This is a genomic window from Bacillus sp. Au-Bac7, assembly GCF_021341655.1.
Taxonomy (GTDB): Bacteria; Bacillota; Bacilli; order Bacillales; family Cytobacillaceae; genus Niallia.
In genome coordinates this window covers 510010-528755 of the sequence record NZ_JAJTTG010000002.1, presented here as the reverse complement: position 1 = coordinate 528755, position 18746 = coordinate 510010, and the positions used below count along the sequence as shown (strand labels likewise).

Genomic DNA, 18746 nt, shown 5'->3' with positions numbered 1-18746 from the left:
ATAATGTTTTATATATGTCGGAACTTGCTGATTGCCATCTTAACAAACGAAATATCATCTTGTTTACTTATTTCCCCATCATGAAGCAATATCTCCAATAACCCTTTTGTATCTAGTTGTGAATTAGCGAGTACAGATTCCTTCAATTTATTAACAGCATGGTACATCGCTGTACCGTCAATATTTTCTAATAGTCCATCTGTAAATAGAAGTAACTGCGAAGAATCTTTTAAAGGTACTGTTTCAGCGGTTGGCTTGATTTCTTCAAGTATTCCTAAAGGAACACAATTGGATTTAAGAAGCTCTGCATGATCAGACTGTACCAATAGCCCTGGAGGATGGCCGGCATTAATATATGTTAAGTTCATTTCTTTTGTATCTGCAACTGCATATAGTGCAGTGAAAAACTGTAAGGAGCTGGTATGATCATTAAACAATTTATGCATATGAGCGTTTAGTGTCTCTATGACAAGAACAGGTTCTTTTACCCTGACAATCAATCCTTCTAACAGTGCCCGTATACTCATGGAAACAAGGGCAGCTGAAACACCATGTCCCATTACATCCATAATTAACACTCCGTATTGATGCTCATTAATCCTATACCAGACATACATATCTCCTCCGATATTATGTGCTGGAATATACTGCCCTTCTATCTGAACCTCCTCCGTAATTAGCGGCTTGCAGAGTACACTTTGCTGCAGAATGGTCGCGAGTTCAAGATCTTTGTTCATTTCCTCTTCTAGTTTTTTCTTTTCTGTTATATCCTTTGCGATAACACAGACACCATCTATTCTTCCTTGCATAATTAACGGAATGCTTTTATATTCTATATAAACTGGGTTTTCATGCTTATCTCGTATGATGTCTGTACTGTCCACCATTTTCCCTTCTAGTACATCCTCGAAATTTTCAAGTGATTTGGAGGTTTCTTTATGAAAAAGCAGATCTTTGAAATGAGACCCAATCAACTTATCTCCTAGCACGTCAGTTACTCGTTCGTTAACTTCTGTTATTGTGCCTTCGTTATTGACGATAATTGCCAGATAGAGATTATTATTAAATAAGGTAAAATGCCTAAGTGTTACTTTTTCTAAGTCGAATATAAGCTCTTTTTTTCGTATTGTTTCTTTCCTTTCTTTCCAAAACAGACAAACGATAAATAAACCTAATGGAAGATGCAAGAAGAAACTTAATGTTTGATATTCTTCAAAAAGATGAATATCCATGCCTGTTTTCAGCTTGTAAGAAAGTTTAAGGAAGATAAACAGCTCCATTACTACGTATGCAGCCAGTAGGACACCTGTCCATTTACTTCCCGATAATCTATTTATCTGCTTCATTACACTTCCCTTTCCTTCTAAGCATTAAAGCGTCTTCTTTTGTTCAAAATATTGTTCAGCCTGTTCCAATGTAGGAAATAGCTCCATAAAAGTGTTGAATTTAACGATTTCGAATATCTCATCCAATGGTGGCGTAATTCCTGAAACAACAAGCTCCTTTCCATTTTTTCTTGCTTTCATAGCTCCATCAGCGATTACACCGAGTCCTGAGCTGTTCAAATAGGAAACATGATTTAAATCAAGTATTAAAGAGGCAGTCGATTCATGCAGAAACTTCCCCATCATTAGTCGGAAGTGTTCGCTGTTCTTAATCGTAATATCTTCGTTCATTTCAAGGATGTGGATATGAGCTTTTTTTATGACTTTCATTTCTGCCACACTTTCTTTAAATTTTAGTAAACTACTCTATCCTAAAGATAAGAGTCAGTTTTTTGCCTTCTTCTGTGTAAATAAGCTTATCAGCAAGCTTCTGCATGATGGCTATTCCCCGGCCGCGCATACATGTTTGATGCTCTTTAAAAAACACATCTGGATTGCCAATCATCCCAATCTTCTGTTCATAATTAAAACCGTTTCCATTATGCAACACATCAACATAAAGTTTTTTGTCGCTTATCTTTATGGAAAAAGTAATGCTTCCGTCTTTAACTGTTTGGATTCCATGTTCGAAGGCATTATTGACTGCTTCCAATAAAGCATACAAAATCTTCACATGGTTTCCATATGCTATTTTCTGGAGATATTCCTCGATAGCAGGAAGCTTTTCCTCAAGCTCCTCATATCGGGATATTGTATAGGCTAATGTCATGTTTACACCTCAAACGATAATCCACCTGCTCATTATTTGTTAGGATATGCATATAAAGAATTATTAACCTCTTCTTGATTCAAACTTTTAAAATCAATTTTTCGGCTAAAAAATAGGAAAAGGCATGAGACCGATACTGCCGATTCCATGCCATAGATATACAATTTTTATCTAATAGTATTAAGGGATAACTACAAATAAATGGTGGTTAATGAATCCCTTTAGAAACTAATCCGATTGCTAACGTTTGAAATAACGATCTAACCGGCATATTTCGTTTTTTGATTGTTCTGAGCATATCAACTAATTGCCTGATTTCATCCTTAGATTGAACATCTATGATCAAATCACATAAATAGTCGCTTTCCATAATAGTCATTCCAGTTGCAGTAGGTACTTTAAAAGCTTTTTCTTTTCGTAAGTTATTTTTCAGATAATTTTTATCCATATCATATAAAGTTATTAAAACTGGTTTTTTGTCTACTGTCATTTCAATCATAAATGTTAACCCTCCTTGATGAATCCAGACTAAGTTGTTTTTACTCTTCTGTATAATAGATTTATCATACCTATTATCTAGGTAAAGATATATAGGAATCCGTTCCTGAGGAAGAGGGTCCTATGTAGTAAGACCTCCTAATCCAATCGTAAAAATATGAGAAAGGACCTAGAAATAGGTCCTTCCCAATGTTCAAATTAAAGAGATAAAGTTGAATCATTATTTGCTGTTTTTTCGTTTTCTACGCTTTCCTTTTGTTTCTCAGCTTTTTCATAGGCTTTCCAGAAAGGATAATATACGATTATGCCGATAGCAAAGTTGATAATAACTAAAAGCACTCCCTTCCAGTCACCGCCTGTGGCAACATAGCCTGATATAAACGGCGGAGTAGCCCATGGCAGTTCAACAAAGACTCTATTTATAAGATGTAGGGAAAATGCCCCGTAAGTTACTATAGCTGCGATGGTCCCTGATAGGATAAAAGGGATAAGGAAAAAAGGATTTAACACAATTGGCAAGCCGAAAACAATTGGTTCAATAATTGTAAATACAGCTGCAGGTGTTACAATGCCTGCCAACGTTCTAGCTTGTTTTAATTTAGAGCGCCACATCCAGAACAAAATTCCCCACGCAGCAGCAGGCCAGATTGTGATTCGTTCGACCACTGTCGTCCACACATGAGGCAAATCCTTTAAGTTAACTCCATTCGCTAAAGCCTCTGCATTTTCCGCTACCCATTGCAGTTTTAATGGTTCAAAAATTGGTCCTATCATATTATCTCCATGCATGCCAACAGACCAAAGCAAAAGTCCGATAAACACTCTTGGTACATACACGAAAATACTATCTGTGCCGCTGAATACTGGCCCTAACACGGAGTTCAGAAAAACTGTGATATCAAAGTTCAGTATAGAACGGACTATCCATAAAACCGTTAAGATGACCAAAAACGGTATGAGCGCAACGAACGCATTCGTCACATTTGGCGGTACCCCATCTGGCATTCGGATGGTAATTTTCTTTTCCAAAAAAAATCGGTAAATTCTAATACTGATTAAACTGCTGATAATTGCTGCAAATAATCCTCCTGCAGCAAAATTCGTCACATCCATCCCATTTGTTAAATCATTTATATTAATCAAAAAGAATGCCGCTACACTTAATAAGGCAGCATTAGTGGAATCAATATTAAAGTGTTTGGCATAATTCATGCCAATCGCAACAGCAGCATATAACGAGAGAAAATTCATGGTTATATGGAAAAACACTAGCAGCTTTGGAGCTAGACTAGATAATGCTGGGATAAGGGCCCCTTCACTGAAAGTACCTGGTAAACCGAGCATAGCTAGTAATAAAAACAAGCTTCCAATAATCACAATAGGAACAATTGCGACTAAACCATCCTTTACAGCGGCAACAACGGGGATACCGCCAAACTTTGCCATTGGTCCGGCTAATCGATTTACAACAATATTAGAGATTCTTTCTAAAAATGATGTCTTAGGTTTAATCATTTTAACCTCTCCCCTTTTATTCAGTTACACTACCTGCATGTTGGTTATTTGTCGACAACAACCTTGTAAGCGCTATCTTTCTTAATCGGATTATAGGATACTGCTCAATTATTTGTCTAGAGAGGTTTTTGTTATTTCTGCTGCTGATAAATGGTTATCCTCTTCTAAGCGTAAAAAAGGGTTTATTATTTCCCAATTCGCAGCAAGCATCTTCATTACATAAATAGCATGAATTAGCGGTTCTTTGGCTTTTAATCTTTTTACTTTTTTCCTCATTTATATTTTGGGAAATGAAATCAGATTTCAAGTTTCGTATGGTCTCAACTGCATTTAGAAAGATATCACCATAATGACAACGATAGGTTTTTAATAGTCATTTCGATGCTATGATTATTTTAAGAAATTGCAAAGGAGAGTTCATATGTTAAACATAGCGTTTGTAGGTTTTGGAAATGCCGTCGTAAATTATCACTTACCATATTTAGAAAGAAAAGATCAGATTAACGTGAAAAGTATCTTTAGAAGAGAAGAAGATCGTATTGGAGATACAGAACGAGAAGCCTGGTATCCTGATATCCGCTTCACAACAAGCTTCGAAGAGGTATTAAATGATGATGAAATAGAATTAATCGTTATTTGTACTCATGTTGACAGTCATGTTGCCTATGCAAAGCAAGCGTTAGAGCACAATAAGCATGTCCTTGTGGAAAAGCCATTTGCGCCAACTGTGGAAGAGGCAGAGGAAATTTTCGACTTGGCTAAGTCTAAAGGACTGATTGCGATGGCCAATCAAAACAGACGATTTGATGGTGATTTTCTTACATTGAAAAAAGTAATCGACAGTGGTGTGCTTGGTCGACTTATTGAAATACAGTCCCATTATGACTACTTTAATCCGCAGCATATCCAAAAGGGTTTTGGCTTATTGCACGGATTAGCGGTTCATACGATTGACCAGTTGTATTCCTTATTCGGTAAGCCAGAAGCAATTCATTATGATGTTAGAAGTATAAATCATCCAGGAGAATCAGATGATTATGTCGATATCGACTTCCATTACGGCCTGTTAAAGACTACGGTAAAATGCAGCTTAGCTGTAAAGATTAATCATCCGAAGTTTATTGTCCATGGCGACAAAGGCAGCTTTATAAAATACAGCAGCGGTCATCAGCAAAAAAATCCAGACGGTGTGACAAAAGCATCGTTTGAAGTGGAACCAGCAAGTAATTGGGGAGAGCTTTCCTATATTGATGAAAATGGGATAGAGCATAATGAATCGGTTAAGTCTGAAATAACCGATTATGGTATTCTTTACGAAAAATTATATGCAAGTATAAAAACTGGTGCAGAAAAGCCAGTGAAAGATGAAGAAGTTTTAGCCGTTTTAAAAATATTAAATGATGGTGTGGAAGCAGCGAAGAAATCGGGGTGTTCTCAATGAAAATAGCTACAATAGGTACAGGGTTTATTGTTGAGGCCTTTTTACAAGGCTTAGAGAAAATAGCAAGTGCAGAGTGTGTGGCAATTTACTCCCGTAAAGAGGAAACTGCACAGCCGCTTGCAGCAAAATATGAAGTAAATAAAATCTATACCGACTTAGATGCTTTATTTGCCGATGACTCTGTTGAAATCGTTTATATTGCATCACCAAACAGTCTCCATTTTGACCAGGCTTATCGTGCGCTGGAGCATGGGAAACATGTGATTTGTGAAAAACCGTTTACCTCTACCCTTCAAGAAACAGATACATTGATCTCGTTAGCAAAACAAAATAACTTAATGTTATTTGAAGCAATTACAACCATCCATTTGCCAAACTATCAAATTATAAAAGAAAATATCAATAAAATTGGGCAAATAAAGCTTGTCCAATGCAACTATAGTCAATATTCCAGCAAATATAATGCATTGCTTGCCGGCGAGACACCAAACGTCTTTAATCCGCAGTTCTCTGGCGGCTCTCTCGTTGATATTAATATCTATAACTTGCATTTTGTGATGGGTCTCTTTGGTACCCCAGAGAAACTGAGCTATACCGCCAATAAACATTCAAATGGTATCGATACATCTGGCGTCCTGTTATTAACTTATCCAGACTTTATTGCCGTGTGTGCCGGTGCAAAGGATACTCGCAGCGAGAACTTTGTGATGATTCAAGGAGAAAAAGGCTATATTCATGTTGAAAACGGAGCAAATGGCTGCAGACGGGTAATTCTTCACAATGACGAAGCTAAGACAGAATTTAATGAGCAAACATCTATGAACAATTTATACTATGAACTGCTCAAGTTTAATGACATCTATAAAACGAAGGATTATAACCGCTGCTATAGCTTGCTTGATTATAGTCGTTCTGTTATGGAAAAAGTGGTAGAAGCGCGCATGGACGCTAATATTATTTTCGCGGCAGATAATATTTAACAGAAAAGAGAGCTGAAATTTTTTTCAGCTCTCTTTTTCTTGTTGAAGTAATAAGGAATTCATGTACAATACATCAAAAATATAAACAGATGACATCATGTTGTAGATTTTAGATAACTCAAGTTGCTTATCAGAAGAATATGTCATGATTACCTCGTCACATAATTTTGCTAATGCAGAATCGCGGCTCCCGGTAATACCGATTACCTTCATATGATTGTTCTGAAGCCTTTTTGCAATATCAATCATTGCTTTGTTTCTTCCTGTATGGGAAATGACAAAAGAAATAGTAGATGACGTATTTTTGAGATTAGTTAAATAATGCTGATTGGCACTGTTATAGGCAACTGCCATCATGCCGACTTCATTCCATTTGGCGCAAGCTTGCTGGGCGATATAATAATTGATATCAACACCATAAACATCGATCCGTTCAGCGGTTCTTAACCACTCGATTATATGTTCTAAACTGGCATGGTTAAACATTCTTCTCGTTTCGGTAAATGCTCGTTCATAAAACCCTGGAACTAAATCTATCCCGTATATGCTGCTTTTGGTTTCAGAGAAATCAGTGTGTTTTTTTTCTGCTTTCCCGTCTTGCTTATATTCAAGTGCCAATTTCAGCTGAAAGTCAGGATATCCTTTTAAACCTAGTTTTTTACATAAACGAACAATTGTCGAGGAACTGGAGAAAGTTAATTTAGCCAGTTCATTAGCTGTTGCGTTAAATACAACTGTCGGATTTTCCAGTATATAGTTTACGATATACTGCTCCTGTGACGTTAAATTATAGCTGTATTTCATCTTTTTAATTAGCATTTCATACTTCCCCTTCTCTTACTGCCGAACATTGGCACATCCTCTAAAAAGGTTTCTCTTCGAATTGCTGTAACACTTCTGCTCTCCATAATTGTCTTTGGCGATTTTCCTGGTATTCCATTTGATAAAGAGTGGAAAATAATACATTTAATATGTATTCAAATGCTGCTTGAGAAGAATAGGTGGAAATTTTCTCTGTTTCCTTCGTTTCTAATCTTGATACGGTAATAATTACATCTGCCAGTTTTCCGAGCTCACTGTCAGGATATGATGTCAGCAACAAAATAGGAATGCCTCTCTCTTTTATCAATCTTGCTGCAACTAAGTCATTCATAGCTTTTGCATCATAGCTGATGAAAAAGGCGCAGTCATCTCTTAATAAATTCGCAGCGTTTAATGCCCATTCTTCTCGCTCTTTAGCAAGAATAGCATATTTATTAATCTTCCAAAGTTTATTTTGAAAGCTTTCGGCACGAATTTGAGAATCACCAGCCGCAAACAGGAAAATACGTTTGGCATTATATAAATGTTTAGTCATTTCCATAAGCTGTGCTTCATTTAAGAGCTGATACGTTTCTTTAATTGCTTGCTGTGTTAAATGCATCATATCTTCACTTATTTTCATCAGCGGGGAATGGTCCTCAAAAGGGATATTTGGATTAATGTCTTTTTGCGGTCCATCAAGTTGTTCGATTGATTTCAACAGCTGAATCTTAAACTCCTTGAAGCCCCTAAATCCCATTTTTTGAGCAAAACGAATAATAGAAGCATTAGAAGTGAAGGTTCGTTTCGCTAATTCCTGAATCGAGATATTTTCCATCGAGCTTGTATTTGCGAGTATATATTCTGCAATAGTTTGCTCTGTTGTTGTGAATTTTGTATATGCTGCAATCTGTTTTATTAACAAGCCGCTCCATTCTCCTTTAATTCTGAACTATTTTTCCAATATATTTAAAGTATGAACAAAAAATTCGGAACTATTTTACCTAAATAAGCGTTTTCAAAGATGATTATAGCATTCTTCCCCTCGCACCCATATAATTAAAGCTATCAAGAGCTAATTAGGAGTGAGAAGCATGTTAACAATCGGTTATATTGGAAATGGTAAAAGTACAAATCGTTATCATCTGCCTTTTGTACTACAGCGTGAAAACATTAAGGTAAAAACTATTTACCGCAGGAATCCTGACCGTGATAGTTGGGAAGCACATCCTTCTATTCATTATACTACTAATCTTACTGAAATCATGAACGATGCAGAAATTCAGTTGATAGTCGTTAATACAGCAGTAGAATCGCATTTCGAATATGCAAAAATGGCACTCGAGCATAATAAGCATGTGCTAGTGGAAAAACCGTTTATGCTGACAAAGGAAGAAGCAGAAGAAATATTTGCTCTTGCTAAGGAGAAAGGTTTGATTGCCCAGTGTTATCAAAACCGCCGCTATGATTCCGACTTCTTAACAGCAAAAAAAGTTTTGGAAAGCGGTAAATTAGGCGATTTGCTTGAAGTAGAAATGCATTATGATTATTTTAGACCGGAAACTCCAGAATCTACTCATACGTTTACTTACTATCATAGTTATTTATACGGCCATGGCACCCATACGATTGATCAGGTAATTTCTTATTTTGGTAAGCCTGACCATATCCATTATGATGTCAGACAGCTTCTTGGTACTGGCCGAATGAACGATTATTTTGATTTAGATTTTTATTATGACAAGCTGAAGGTTTCCGTCAAATCTAGCTTCTTTCGTTTGGTACAGCGTCCTAGTTTTGTCCTTTATGGTAAAAAAGGTGTTTTTGTCAAACAAACAGAGGATCGACAAGAGGAACATTTAAAGCTGTTTTATATGCCACACCATGCTGATTTCGGAATCGATTTACCTCAGCATTACGGCACCTTGACATATATGGATGAACAGGGAGTTTATCACGAAGAAAAGGTTGTTTCCGAAGTTGGAGATTATGGTCGCGTCTATGATGATATTTATAACGCTATCATCAATGGAGCAGACAAACAAATTAAAGATGAGCAAACACTTTTGGCGATGGAAATACTTGAACAAGGAATTAAGCAATGTAAGTAAGATGTTTAACTTAAAGAAACCTTCACAGTCAATGAAGGTTTCTTTTTTACTTATATTAACCCATATTTCTTAAAGCTGTTATATATACCATCCTCGTCATGTCTGTCGGTAATATCGTTAGCTGCCCGTTTCACTTCTTCTTTAGCATTGCCCATTGCTACACCGTATTGAACAAATTCAAGCATCTCGATGTCGTTTGAACCATCACCATATGCGTATGTATGCTCTTTTTCTAGGCCGAGATGCTCGATTACCTTTTCAATGGCCGACGCCTTATGGATTCCAAAGATTGACACCTCTCCACTGTTAGTTCCGAAGAAAGGCACGGTGCTAGGAATGACAGTAAAAACAGACGGAAATTGTTCCATAATACGCTCAATCGGAACAGCAGAACCTAAAAACCCAATTTTATTAATATCATCTCTCACTAAGTCTTCCGCTTCACTGATACTGTTATAAAATGACTGCATCGACTTCCGTAATTCTGCTTGTGCTGTTTGTGTTTCAAAAACAGTATCAATCAGTGCACGGATGCTGTCTTTACAGCTTTTACTCGCAAATAGGCCTTCATTTGTTTCTAAGAAGAACTCAATTTCATGCTGATTAAAATAGTCCACCACCAATTGAAGATTATTCTTTTTTATAACTTCATGAAACAGCACTTCTCCGTTTAGCTCAATATAACCGCCTGCCGCACCAACAATGCCGTCAAAGCCAATCTCTAATACTTCCGGAAACAATATCGATTTAGAACGTCCCGTACAAAGAAAAACGAAATGCCCATTGCTTCTCGCCTTTCTAACAGCAAGCTTAGCTGAATCTGGTATAATGCCATTGTCATCTACAAGTGTTCCGTCAATATCCAAAAAAATAATTTTTTGCATAAACACACCTACTCTATTGTTTAATTATGCCATTCTTTCCTCTATGCGTAATATAAACAGAAATATTTATTATTCTTTGCTATACTTATTATATAGTAAATACATATGGTTCTTAAATCACTTTCAAAAATATTCCCCGGGCTTCTCCAAAAAAAGTATTATTTATAGACACTTCCGATAGACGAACTAATGTTCTGTTTGATAAAATAAACATATATACCAAATTAGGAGTCTTTTATCATTCCGTTTTAATAAAGTAAACCGATAAATTCGGTAAGAGCTGATGCCTATAAAATTGGTGGATGTACAGAAATAAAAATTCAGGCAATAGATCTTATTCCTGATATGAGGTGTGATCATGGCAATAACAAAACAACATGAAATGTATGAAAAACGGCTTGAGGAATTGCTGAAGGAAATGCCTTATTATGTCGTTGAATATGTAGACGATAAATTGGATATTCGCTCGCCTCTTACTCTGTTTAATTATGTGAGGGATTATAAAGAGTTTTTCTCCTGGCTGCTTGCAGAAGGTATTGTTTCCTGCGAGTGCATGAAGGAAATTCCAGTGGAAGCATTAGGCGCTCTGCCTCTTTCTGATGTGCAGAACTACTTCAAATATGCAGCAAGGAAAAAGTACAAACTAACGGAAAAAGATGATGTGACAAAAAAAATCAGTCCGAAAACTGTTAATCGGCAAAAGTCAGCCCTCCGCTCTCTTTTCAACTACCTGTCATTAGAAGCAGAGGTTGATGGTGGTGAACCTTATTTTCACCGTAATGTGATGAAAAAAATTCCGATAAAAAAAGTCTCAGAAACATTTAATGAAAGAGCGCGAAAAATAACGGAAAAAATCTTTATTAACGATAATGATGTCGAGTTCCTACATTATATCGAGCATCATTATGAGGAAACATTAACACCTGCAGAGCTGCGATATTATAAGCGGGATAAAGAGAGGAATTTTGCGATACTGTCCCTATTCCTTGGCAGCGGTATTCGTGTAAATGAATTAACCTCCCTTCGCTTAAAGGATGTTGATTTAGCAGCAAGCGAAATCAGTGTCATTCGCAAAGGAGGCAAAAAGGACACGGTGTCTGTTACTCCCTCCTCTCTCCAGGATGTTATTAAATACTTGGAAGTGAGAGCGACTAAGTATAAGGCAGGCAGCGGCGAAAACGAGTATTTGTTCATTAAACTGTATAAAGGGAATCCCGAACCATTAACAAACAGAGCAGTTGAGGACATTGTATATAAATATACGAAGTCCTTTGATAAGCGGATGTCACCCCATAAATTGCGACATACATATGCAACCAATTTAGCAGAGCATACCGGCGGTGATATCCCCTTAATCATGAACCAATTAGGCCATACCCAATCAGATATTTCCCTGCTTTATATCAACACATCGAGGGAAAAAGCAAAAATGGCTGCAGAATTAATGGATAAACGGCGCCAAAATAAGGACGAATAACCAGGCACTTCTGACTACCAGGAGTGCTTTTTCTCCTTCTGTTTCTATAGGATAAGCTTCTTTCTTTTCGCACAAAATACCTTTGATTAATTTTAAGGAGTGTGCCGTTTATGAGGGAAATACTCGAGCAAGTAAAAGAAAATCTGGAAAGAACCTTTGACCAACCTGGAGCAAATGACTTAACAGCAAGTATTGAACTATTAGAAACAGCAAAAGATCTTTACGGTGATAAAGGAACACTGCTGCAAGATATGATTCGCGCATTGGCACAAGCGAATCATGCAAAAAATGAATTAAATATTTCAGGCGACATTTCTTCATCTGCTGCGTTTGGAGAAGCATATAATGCTGTTAGCCATGCGTTATCATCTTATGAAAGATAAATCAATTAAAAAAACCTCGGTTTGCTTGCCGGGGTTTTTCTAATTGTTTAAAGGCTGTTAGCTCCTTTGATGATGGTTACTTCTCTTTGTAGATAGGCCCAGTTTTGCGGTGCCGGCAAGCTGATTTGCCAAAAGGTTGTTCCAGCAAGCTTGTTTACGTCGATTATTTTGTATTTTTCTAGATAACTCCTGATATCTTCAAACCAGACGATATGCTGATTATTTCCTGACCAGTATTCATACCACGGAGATTTAGTGGCATTATCGTATTGAATGTCTGTAAGTAAGGATATTGCTGTATTTTGGGCGGCAAGGACAGATACCCCTTGTGTCGCATTTGTAGCGACTACTTTGTCATATCCATATAGCGCCATTGCAATCATCAGTTTCTCGGAACTAACCAATGTTAAAGCATAGGCAACAACCTGTTCGACAAAGGCAATAGGCGAAACAGGTTCAGGCGGACCGCCAGGGTAGCCGTAATCAATGGTCATCAATGCCATTAAATCCGCACTCCTGGCTATAGCTGCATAATCATATGCTCCAACAATCCGGTTTGCTGGAAGATCTGCCGATTTGGCGTGGACATTCACATTCAATAACAAACTTCCTAACTGTTGTTTTAATGCTTGTAAAAATAAATTAAAATCATTGCGGCGAGCTGGCGGAATAAACTCAAAATCAATACTTACGCCTCCAAAGCCGCGAGTATTTGTGAGATTAACAATGCTCGATACTAAGTTTTGCCGGTATACGGCGTTCTCCAAAACAGCACCCGCAAGTTCTGGGCTAAAACCGCTGCTTGTAAAATTGCGGATCATTAATAAGGGAATGCTGTTAAGCTGCCGGCATCGATTGATAAATGCACTATCATCTGTTTGTGCAAAGCAATAGCCTTCCGTTGTGAAGGAATAGTTGACAATAGCAATATACGTTAGCTGTGCAGCAAGGGAATTTATAGTGGCAAGATTTGCTATTGTATTGGATGGAACAATAAAACCAAGTGTGCTTATTGTCAGTTTGGTCGGAGAGGGTATATTAATTATTTGCCCAATTTGCAAAGGATTTAAAGAAACGCCTTCATTCGCAGCCGTGATAGCTGGAGTGGTTGTATTAAATTGTTGTGCGATTTCCCATAAGTTATCACCGTTAATTGTTTTATAGGCACGAACAGGTAAAGCATTATCTGTGATGTACAGGGCAAGTCCTGGCACAATACTTGAGGAAGTTAAACCGTTAGTAGTAATAATCGTATTTTCCGCCACATTATAACGAGCAGAAATTGACCATAGATTTTCCCCGCTCTTTACGACATGAACAGTCATCATAACACCCCCTTTTAATCCATTTATATGGGAGATGTTCAAGATTATACAGGTTTTATCATATGGTCATGTATGTTTATGAACTCACAGTATATGACTGTTTCCTTGGAGGAAGAACTGTGATTGCTCGTAATTATACGTTACCTTTGAAAAATCAAAGGGCTGGCCGTTTGTTAAATGAAAAATGGTCTCAGCAGAAAGCTTCGGATCTCCACTCACTAGTCCTAGATAACCTGCTTCCGCCTCATCCAGTTTCCCAACTTGAAGATACATATCTGAGAAACCAACCTTAAGTCCTAATCCCTCTGTTATATAATGAAAAATCGATTCAGTAACAATTTCTTTATTCAAGTAGGAAATGATGCCTTTATGATAGTAGGATTCTTCCAAACATAAAGTTTGCCCATTAATATACCTTACCCTTTTTACATAGTAAACATCTTCCGTCTCCTTTAAGTTTAAGCTTTGTGCAGCTTCAGCTGTCGGTTTTCTTACATCGAATTCAATTACTTGTGACGTTATTTGAAAACCCTCTAAATCCTTCTTAAACCCTTGATTCGAAAGTAAGCTTATATAGCCTTTGCGGTGGTGTCTTCTTACAAAAATACCGCTGCCTCTTACTTGAAAGATAATGCCCTTTTTCTCGAGCATATCAAGAGACTTGGTTATTGTGCTTTTACTGACCTCAAACTGATTCATTAATGCTTCGATGACAGGAAGTTTGTCCCCTTGCTGGAGGGAATGGTCCTCAATATATCTTTCTATTTCTACTGCGATTTGCTGGTACTTTAACATATACATTCCTCTTTAATTATTTATAGAAGGATTATAGCATAAATCAGCAAAAATCTCATTTATCATTATGATGGTACAAAATAATTTGTTGGTACTTGATAAATTATACCGATACAATTATAATGTAAGCGTATAAAGGATTGAAGGAGGGGTACAAATTGGCAGGAAATGTTAGAGATTATCCGAAGTTAGCTAAAGATATTTTGAGCGCTGTCGGTGGTGAGGACAACATAGTCAGTGCAACAAGATGTGCGACAAGATTGCGTTTAGTATTAAAGCGCTCTAACCCGCAAGCGAAAGAAGAAATTTCTGCAATGCCGGGAGTTGTAACGGTTGTAGAAAACGGCGGACAATTTCAAGTTGTAATTGGTCAGCATGTCGGAGAGGTTTATGAGCATTTTTCTAATCTGATTAATTTAGATGCAGTACATACGGAAAATGAAAATAAAGGAACCATTCTCAACCGTATCATCGCCACGATGTCTGCAGTGTTTGCGCCATTTGTTTATATCTTGGCAGCAGCTGGTATTTTGCAAGGTTTATTGATTATCATAAACTTATTGTTTGATAGTTTCGCAGAAACTGGCACCTATCAAGTATTGAGCTTTATTTCTTGGGCTCCATTCACTTTTTTGCCGATTTTTATCGCAATTACTGCGTCCAAGCATTTTAAAACAAATACTTATATTGCAGTGGCCTGTTGTGCTGCATTAGTGAGCCCGACTTGGGCAGAAATGGCTGCACAAATTTCTGAAGGTTCAAATATTAACTTTATTGGAATCGCTTTAACAGAAACAACTTATACTTCATCCGTATTACCTCCGCTCTTCTTAGTGTGGATCTTGTCTTATTTGGAACGTTTCTTAAATAAGTACATCAATGAAGTAATCAAGCCATTATTTGTTCCCTTTTTCAGTTTAGTTATTATGGTACCGTTAACCATCACACTTATTGGCCCGCTAACAACAATGGGCGCAAACGGCATTGCTAACGGCTATAATTTCTTGGCAGAAAATGCACCAATTGTTGCTGGTGCTATCATCGGCTCCTTATGGCAAGTTATCGTCATCTTTGGTGTTCACTGGGGAGTTACCCCGATGGTATTGGCCAACTTTGATTTATACGGCCGTGATTCCTTCCAAGCCTATCAAACGATTGCTGTTATCGCACAGGTTGGAGCAGTTTTAGGGGTAATCTTAAAGGCCAAAAGCCAAGAAACAAGAAAAGTTAGTGTGTCTGCAGGCGTAACTGGTATTTTCGGAATTACCGAGCCTGCGATTTATGGGGTTAACTTACGATTCAAAAAGCCATTCATCTTCGGATGTATCGGCGGCGGTATTGGGGCGATTACAGCAAGCTTTTTTAACCCATACTACTTTGCATATGCAGGCTTGCCTGGTCCGTTAACAATCGTAAACGGCATCAATGAAGACTATCCAATGTCCGTTTGGGGAATATTGATTGGGGCAGCAATTGCCATCATCCTTCCGGTTGTGCTTGTGCAAATTTTCGGTTATGGAGAAACAAATGACAGCAGCAAAACAGCAAGTCTAAAAAATACTAACACATCAAGCGCTCCGGAAATTGCAGCAACAACGATCACAGAGCTTACTGTTAACTCTCCAATTAGCGGCAAGGTTGTTCCTCTCTCTCAAGTGCCTGATGAAGTATTTAGTTCAGGTGCCATGGGGCAAGGAATGGCCATTGAACCAACAGAAAATAAAGTGATTGCACCATTTGAAGGAACTGTTGTAATGATTGCCTCAACAAAACACGCAATAGGCCTAAGATCAGACACTGGTGTTGAATTGCTTATTCACATTGGTTTGGATACTGTTACACTCGATGGCAGCCCATTCACCGTCAAGGTTAAAGATGGAGAAAAATTCAATAAAGGTGATTTATTAATTGAATTTGATAAAGACTATATTGAGAGTAAAGGATTAAAGACAATCACACCTGTCATTGTTACTAACACATTCGCTTACGAAGAAGTTATCATCGAGAAAGTGGAAAATTGTACTTTTAATCAAACATTATTTACAGTAATTAAATGAGGAGGAATACAAACATGAGTAAATTACCAAAAGATTTCCTATGGGGCGGCGCACTTGCTGCTCACCAATTTGAAGGTGGCTGGAATGCAGGCGGAAAAGGTCCAAGTGTCGTCGATGTTTTGACAGCTGGTGAACATGGTGTTGCCAGAAAAATCACGGATACGATTGAGGAAAATGAGTTTTATCCTAACCATGAAGCAATCGATTTTTATCATCATTACAAAGAAGATATCGCATTGTTTGCTGAAATGGGCTTAAAATGCCTAAGAACTTCTATCGGCTGGAGCAGAATTTTCCCGAAAGGTGATGAAGCTACACCGAATGAAGAAGGCTTGCAATTCTATGATAATGTGTTTGACGAATTGTTAAGCAATGGCATTGAGCCTGTTATCACTCTTTCTCACTTTGAAATGCCATTGCATTTAGCAAGAGAATACGGCGGTTTCCGCAATCGTAAAGTCGTCGATTATTTTGTGAAGTTCGCAGAGGTTGTTTTCAACCGTTATAAAGATAAAGTGAAATACTGGATGACATTCAATGAAATTAATAACCAAATGGATGTAGACAACCCATTATTCTTATGGACAAATTCTGGTGTTACGATTAAAGATGGCGAAAATCCAAAAGAAGTTATGTACCAAACAGGTCATCATGAATTGATTGCTAGTGCATTAGCTGTTTCTGCAGGCAAGAAAATCAATCCAGAATTCCAAATTGGGGCAATGGTATCACATGTTCCTATTTACCCGTTCTCTTCTAATCCAGAAGACATCATGCTTGCAGAAGAAGAAATGAGACAGCGCTACTTCTTCCCTGATGTGCATGTACGCGGCGTTTATCCAAAATACGCATTAAAAGAATTTGAACGAGAAGGCTATAATATCAAATTCGAAGAAGGCGATGACGAGATATTACGCAATGGTACGGTTGATTATTTAGGCTTCAGCTACTATATGTCAACGACTGTAAAAAGCGATGTAGTAAATGACAACACTGGCAACATCGTTAACGGCGCATTACGAAATGGTGTAGAAAATCCTTATATTAAGTCAAGTGACTGGGGCTGGGCAATTGATCCGACAGGATTGCGCTATACATTAAACCGCTTCTATGATCGCTATCAAATTCCGTTGTTTATTGTAGAGAACGGCTTTGGCGCTATCGACACAATCAGTGAGGATGGCTCTATCCATGACCCAGAAAGAATTCAATACTTGAAATCTCATATTGAAGCATTAGAAAAAGCAGTTGAATACGACGGCGTTGATCTTATCGGATACACACCTTGGGGTATCATTGATATCGTTTCCTTCACTACAGGAGAAATGAAGAAACGCTACGGAATGATTTATGTTGACCGTGATAATGAAGGCAACGGCAGCATGAAACGCTTTAAGAAAGAATCCTTTAACTGGTATAAAAAAGTTATTGAAACAAACGGCGAAGTTCTTTAATGACAGAAAAAAACCTTATCCTTTTAACAGGATAAGGTTTTTTTCTATTACAGCCATTTATTTTAAGTTTTAACAAAATCCGGACATACTTTTGATATATTTATGCTCTACAATATGATTAAGTTGCCGCATCCCCCACCTCACACACTAACAATGCTGCGATAATCAAAAACAGGAGCGGATTCTATCCTGCTCCTGTTTTTTTATGCATTTAAATCATAGCGCTTTCCAGTAACTAAATAAATAACATGCTCCGCAATATTGGTTGAATGGTCTGCTACTCTTTCAATGTATCTGCACACAAAGGCAAGCTGTGTTATCTGGTTTGTATTATCAGGATTTTGCTTGAGATAGCCCATTAACTCTTTAACAAGCATGCCATACATTTCATCCACTTTATCGTCCTCTTGTGCACATTGTCTTGCTAGAGCAACATCCTCCTGCAAAAAGGACTGTAAGGAATCGCTAAGCATTTTCAATGCCATATCCATCATCTTTGGGATATCGACTATTTCCTTAATCAGTTTTTCGTTGCCGATATGCAATGTTGATTTTGCGATATTCACTGCATTATCTGCAATGCGCTCCACTTCAGAAGATATTTTCAAAGCAACAATAATTTTGCGCAAGTCTCTTGCAACAGGTGCTTCCATCGCAATTAAAGATATGGCTTTATCATTAATATCATTTTCTAAATCATCAATTGCTGTGTCTCGGTCAATAATTTGTTTCGCTTGTTCCAAATCTTGCTTAATAAGTACTTGGATGCTGTCCTGGATGGAAACCTCCGAAAGGCGGGCCATTTCCATCAGCATATCCTTTAATTGATTCAAGTTACTATCGAAGTTTGATCTTATATTCATGAGCTCAC

At 37.5% G+C, this 18746-nt stretch carries 18 protein-coding genes; 7 read left to right on the top strand and 11 right to left on the bottom strand.

The window, feature by feature from the left end:
* Positions 1 to 8: 8 nt before the first annotated feature.
* The 5 genes from LXM54_RS11305 to LXM54_RS11285 all read right to left on the bottom strand — a co-directional run bounded on the left by LXM54_RS11305 (position 9) and on the right by LXM54_RS11285 (position 4167).
* A complete protein-coding gene (locus LXM54_RS11305; protein ID WP_233315280.1) occupies positions 9 to 1346 on the bottom strand; it encodes a SpoIIE family protein phosphatase in 1338 nt (445 codons plus the stop codon).
* 24 nt (positions 1347 to 1370) lie between these two features.
* Positions 1371 to 1715, bottom strand: a complete 345-nt coding sequence (locus tag LXM54_RS11300) for an STAS domain-containing protein (protein ID WP_233315279.1) — start codon at positions 1713 to 1715, stop codon at positions 1371 to 1373.
* Between the two features lie 31 nt (positions 1716 to 1746).
* Entirely contained in the window at positions 1747 to 2154 is a 408-nt protein-coding gene (locus LXM54_RS11295) for an ATP-binding protein (protein ID WP_233315278.1), read from the bottom strand.
* A 208-nt stretch (positions 2155 to 2362) separates the two neighbouring features.
* Positions 2363 to 2653: a hypothetical protein gene (locus tag LXM54_RS11290; protein ID WP_233315277.1), complete on the bottom strand. Its 291-nt coding sequence runs from the start codon at positions 2651 to 2653 to the stop codon at positions 2363 to 2365.
* Between the two features lie 197 nt (positions 2654 to 2850).
* The gene (locus LXM54_RS11285) at positions 2851 to 4167 is read right to left on the bottom strand and encodes a PTS sugar transporter subunit IIC (protein ID WP_233315276.1); all 1317 of its coding nucleotides are present in this window, start codon (positions 4165 to 4167) and stop codon (positions 2851 to 2853) included.
* Positions 4168 to 4588: 421 nt separating this feature from the next.
* Between LXM54_RS11285 and LXM54_RS11280 the strand changes: the two genes are divergently transcribed.
* The gene (locus LXM54_RS11280; protein ID WP_233315275.1) at positions 4589 to 5608 is read left to right on the top strand and encodes a Gfo/Idh/MocA family oxidoreductase; all 1020 of its coding nucleotides are present in this window, start codon (positions 4589 to 4591) and stop codon (positions 5606 to 5608) included.
* Positions 5605 to 6588 carry a Gfo/Idh/MocA family protein gene (locus LXM54_RS11275; protein ID WP_233315274.1) on the top strand — a complete coding sequence of 328 codons (984 nt, stop codon included), beginning with the start codon at positions 5605 to 5607 and terminating at the stop codon, positions 6586 to 6588. The genes LXM54_RS11280 and LXM54_RS11275 overlap by 4 nt, the downstream gene beginning before the upstream one ends.
* 24 nt (positions 6589 to 6612) lie before the next feature.
* Here the strand turns inward: LXM54_RS11275 and LXM54_RS11270 are convergent, their stop codons facing one another.
* Positions 6613 to 7407, bottom strand: coding sequence for a MurR/RpiR family transcriptional regulator (locus LXM54_RS11270; RefSeq protein ID WP_233315273.1), 795 nt, complete (start codon positions 7405 to 7407; stop codon positions 6613 to 6615).
* 43 nt (positions 7408 to 7450) lie between these two features.
* Positions 7451 to 8314, bottom strand: coding sequence for a MurR/RpiR family transcriptional regulator (locus tag LXM54_RS11265; protein ID WP_233315272.1), 864 nt, complete (start codon positions 8312 to 8314; stop codon positions 7451 to 7453).
* 169 nt (positions 8315 to 8483) lie between these two features.
* On the opposite strand from LXM54_RS11265, the gene LXM54_RS11260 reads away from it, so the two are divergent.
* Positions 8484 to 9500 (top strand): Gfo/Idh/MocA family oxidoreductase, encoded by a 1017-nt coding sequence (locus LXM54_RS11260; RefSeq protein WP_233315271.1) that lies wholly within the window; start codon positions 8484 to 8486, stop codon positions 9498 to 9500.
* Between the two features lie 50 nt (positions 9501 to 9550).
* On the opposite strand, the gene LXM54_RS11255 is transcribed toward LXM54_RS11260, so the two are convergent.
* Positions 9551 to 10384, bottom strand: coding sequence for a Cof-type HAD-IIB family hydrolase (locus LXM54_RS11255; protein ID WP_233315270.1), 834 nt, complete (start codon positions 10382 to 10384; stop codon positions 9551 to 9553).
* 358 nt (positions 10385 to 10742) lie between these two features.
* Between LXM54_RS11255 and xerS the strand changes: the two genes are divergently transcribed.
* Positions 10743 to 11861 carry a tyrosine recombinase XerS gene (gene xerS / locus LXM54_RS11250; protein ID WP_233315269.1) on the top strand — a complete coding sequence of 373 codons (1119 nt, stop codon included), beginning with the start codon at positions 10743 to 10745 and terminating at the stop codon, positions 11859 to 11861.
* A gap of 110 nt (positions 11862 to 11971) precedes the next feature.
* Positions 11972 to 12244 (top strand): hypothetical protein, encoded by a 273-nt coding sequence (locus LXM54_RS11245; RefSeq protein ID WP_233315268.1) that lies wholly within the window; start codon positions 11972 to 11974, stop codon positions 12242 to 12244.
* Between the two features lie 47 nt (positions 12245 to 12291).
* On the opposite strand, the gene LXM54_RS11240 is transcribed toward LXM54_RS11245, so the two are convergent.
* Entirely contained in the window at positions 12292 to 13572 is a 1281-nt protein-coding gene (locus LXM54_RS11240; RefSeq protein WP_325169563.1) for a glycosyl hydrolase family 18 protein, read from the bottom strand.
* A gap of 81 nt (positions 13573 to 13653) precedes the next feature.
* Positions 13654 to 14364, bottom strand: coding sequence for a GntR family transcriptional regulator (locus LXM54_RS11235; RefSeq protein ID WP_233315267.1), 711 nt, complete (start codon positions 14362 to 14364; stop codon positions 13654 to 13656).
* A 158-nt stretch (positions 14365 to 14522) separates the two neighbouring features.
* Between LXM54_RS11235 and LXM54_RS11230 the strand changes: the two genes are divergently transcribed.
* Together LXM54_RS11230 and bglA are read left to right on the top strand one after the other, a co-directional pair.
* Positions 14523 to 16421, top strand: a complete 1899-nt coding sequence (locus LXM54_RS11230) for a beta-glucoside-specific PTS transporter subunit IIABC (protein ID WP_233315266.1) — start codon at positions 14523 to 14525, stop codon at positions 16419 to 16421.
* Between the two features lie 14 nt (positions 16422 to 16435).
* A complete protein-coding gene (bglA, locus tag LXM54_RS11225) occupies positions 16436 to 17875 on the top strand; it encodes a 6-phospho-beta-glucosidase BglA (protein ID WP_233315265.1) in 1440 nt (479 codons plus the stop codon).
* Between the two features lie 203 nt (positions 17876 to 18078).
* Here bglA and phoU read toward each other — a convergent pair whose 3' ends face one another.
* On the bottom strand, positions 18079 to 18738 hold the full coding sequence (phoU, locus tag LXM54_RS11220) for a phosphate signaling complex protein PhoU (protein WP_233315264.1): 660 nt from the start codon (positions 18736 to 18738) through the stop codon (positions 18079 to 18081).
* Positions 18739 to 18746 lie beyond the last annotated feature (8 nt).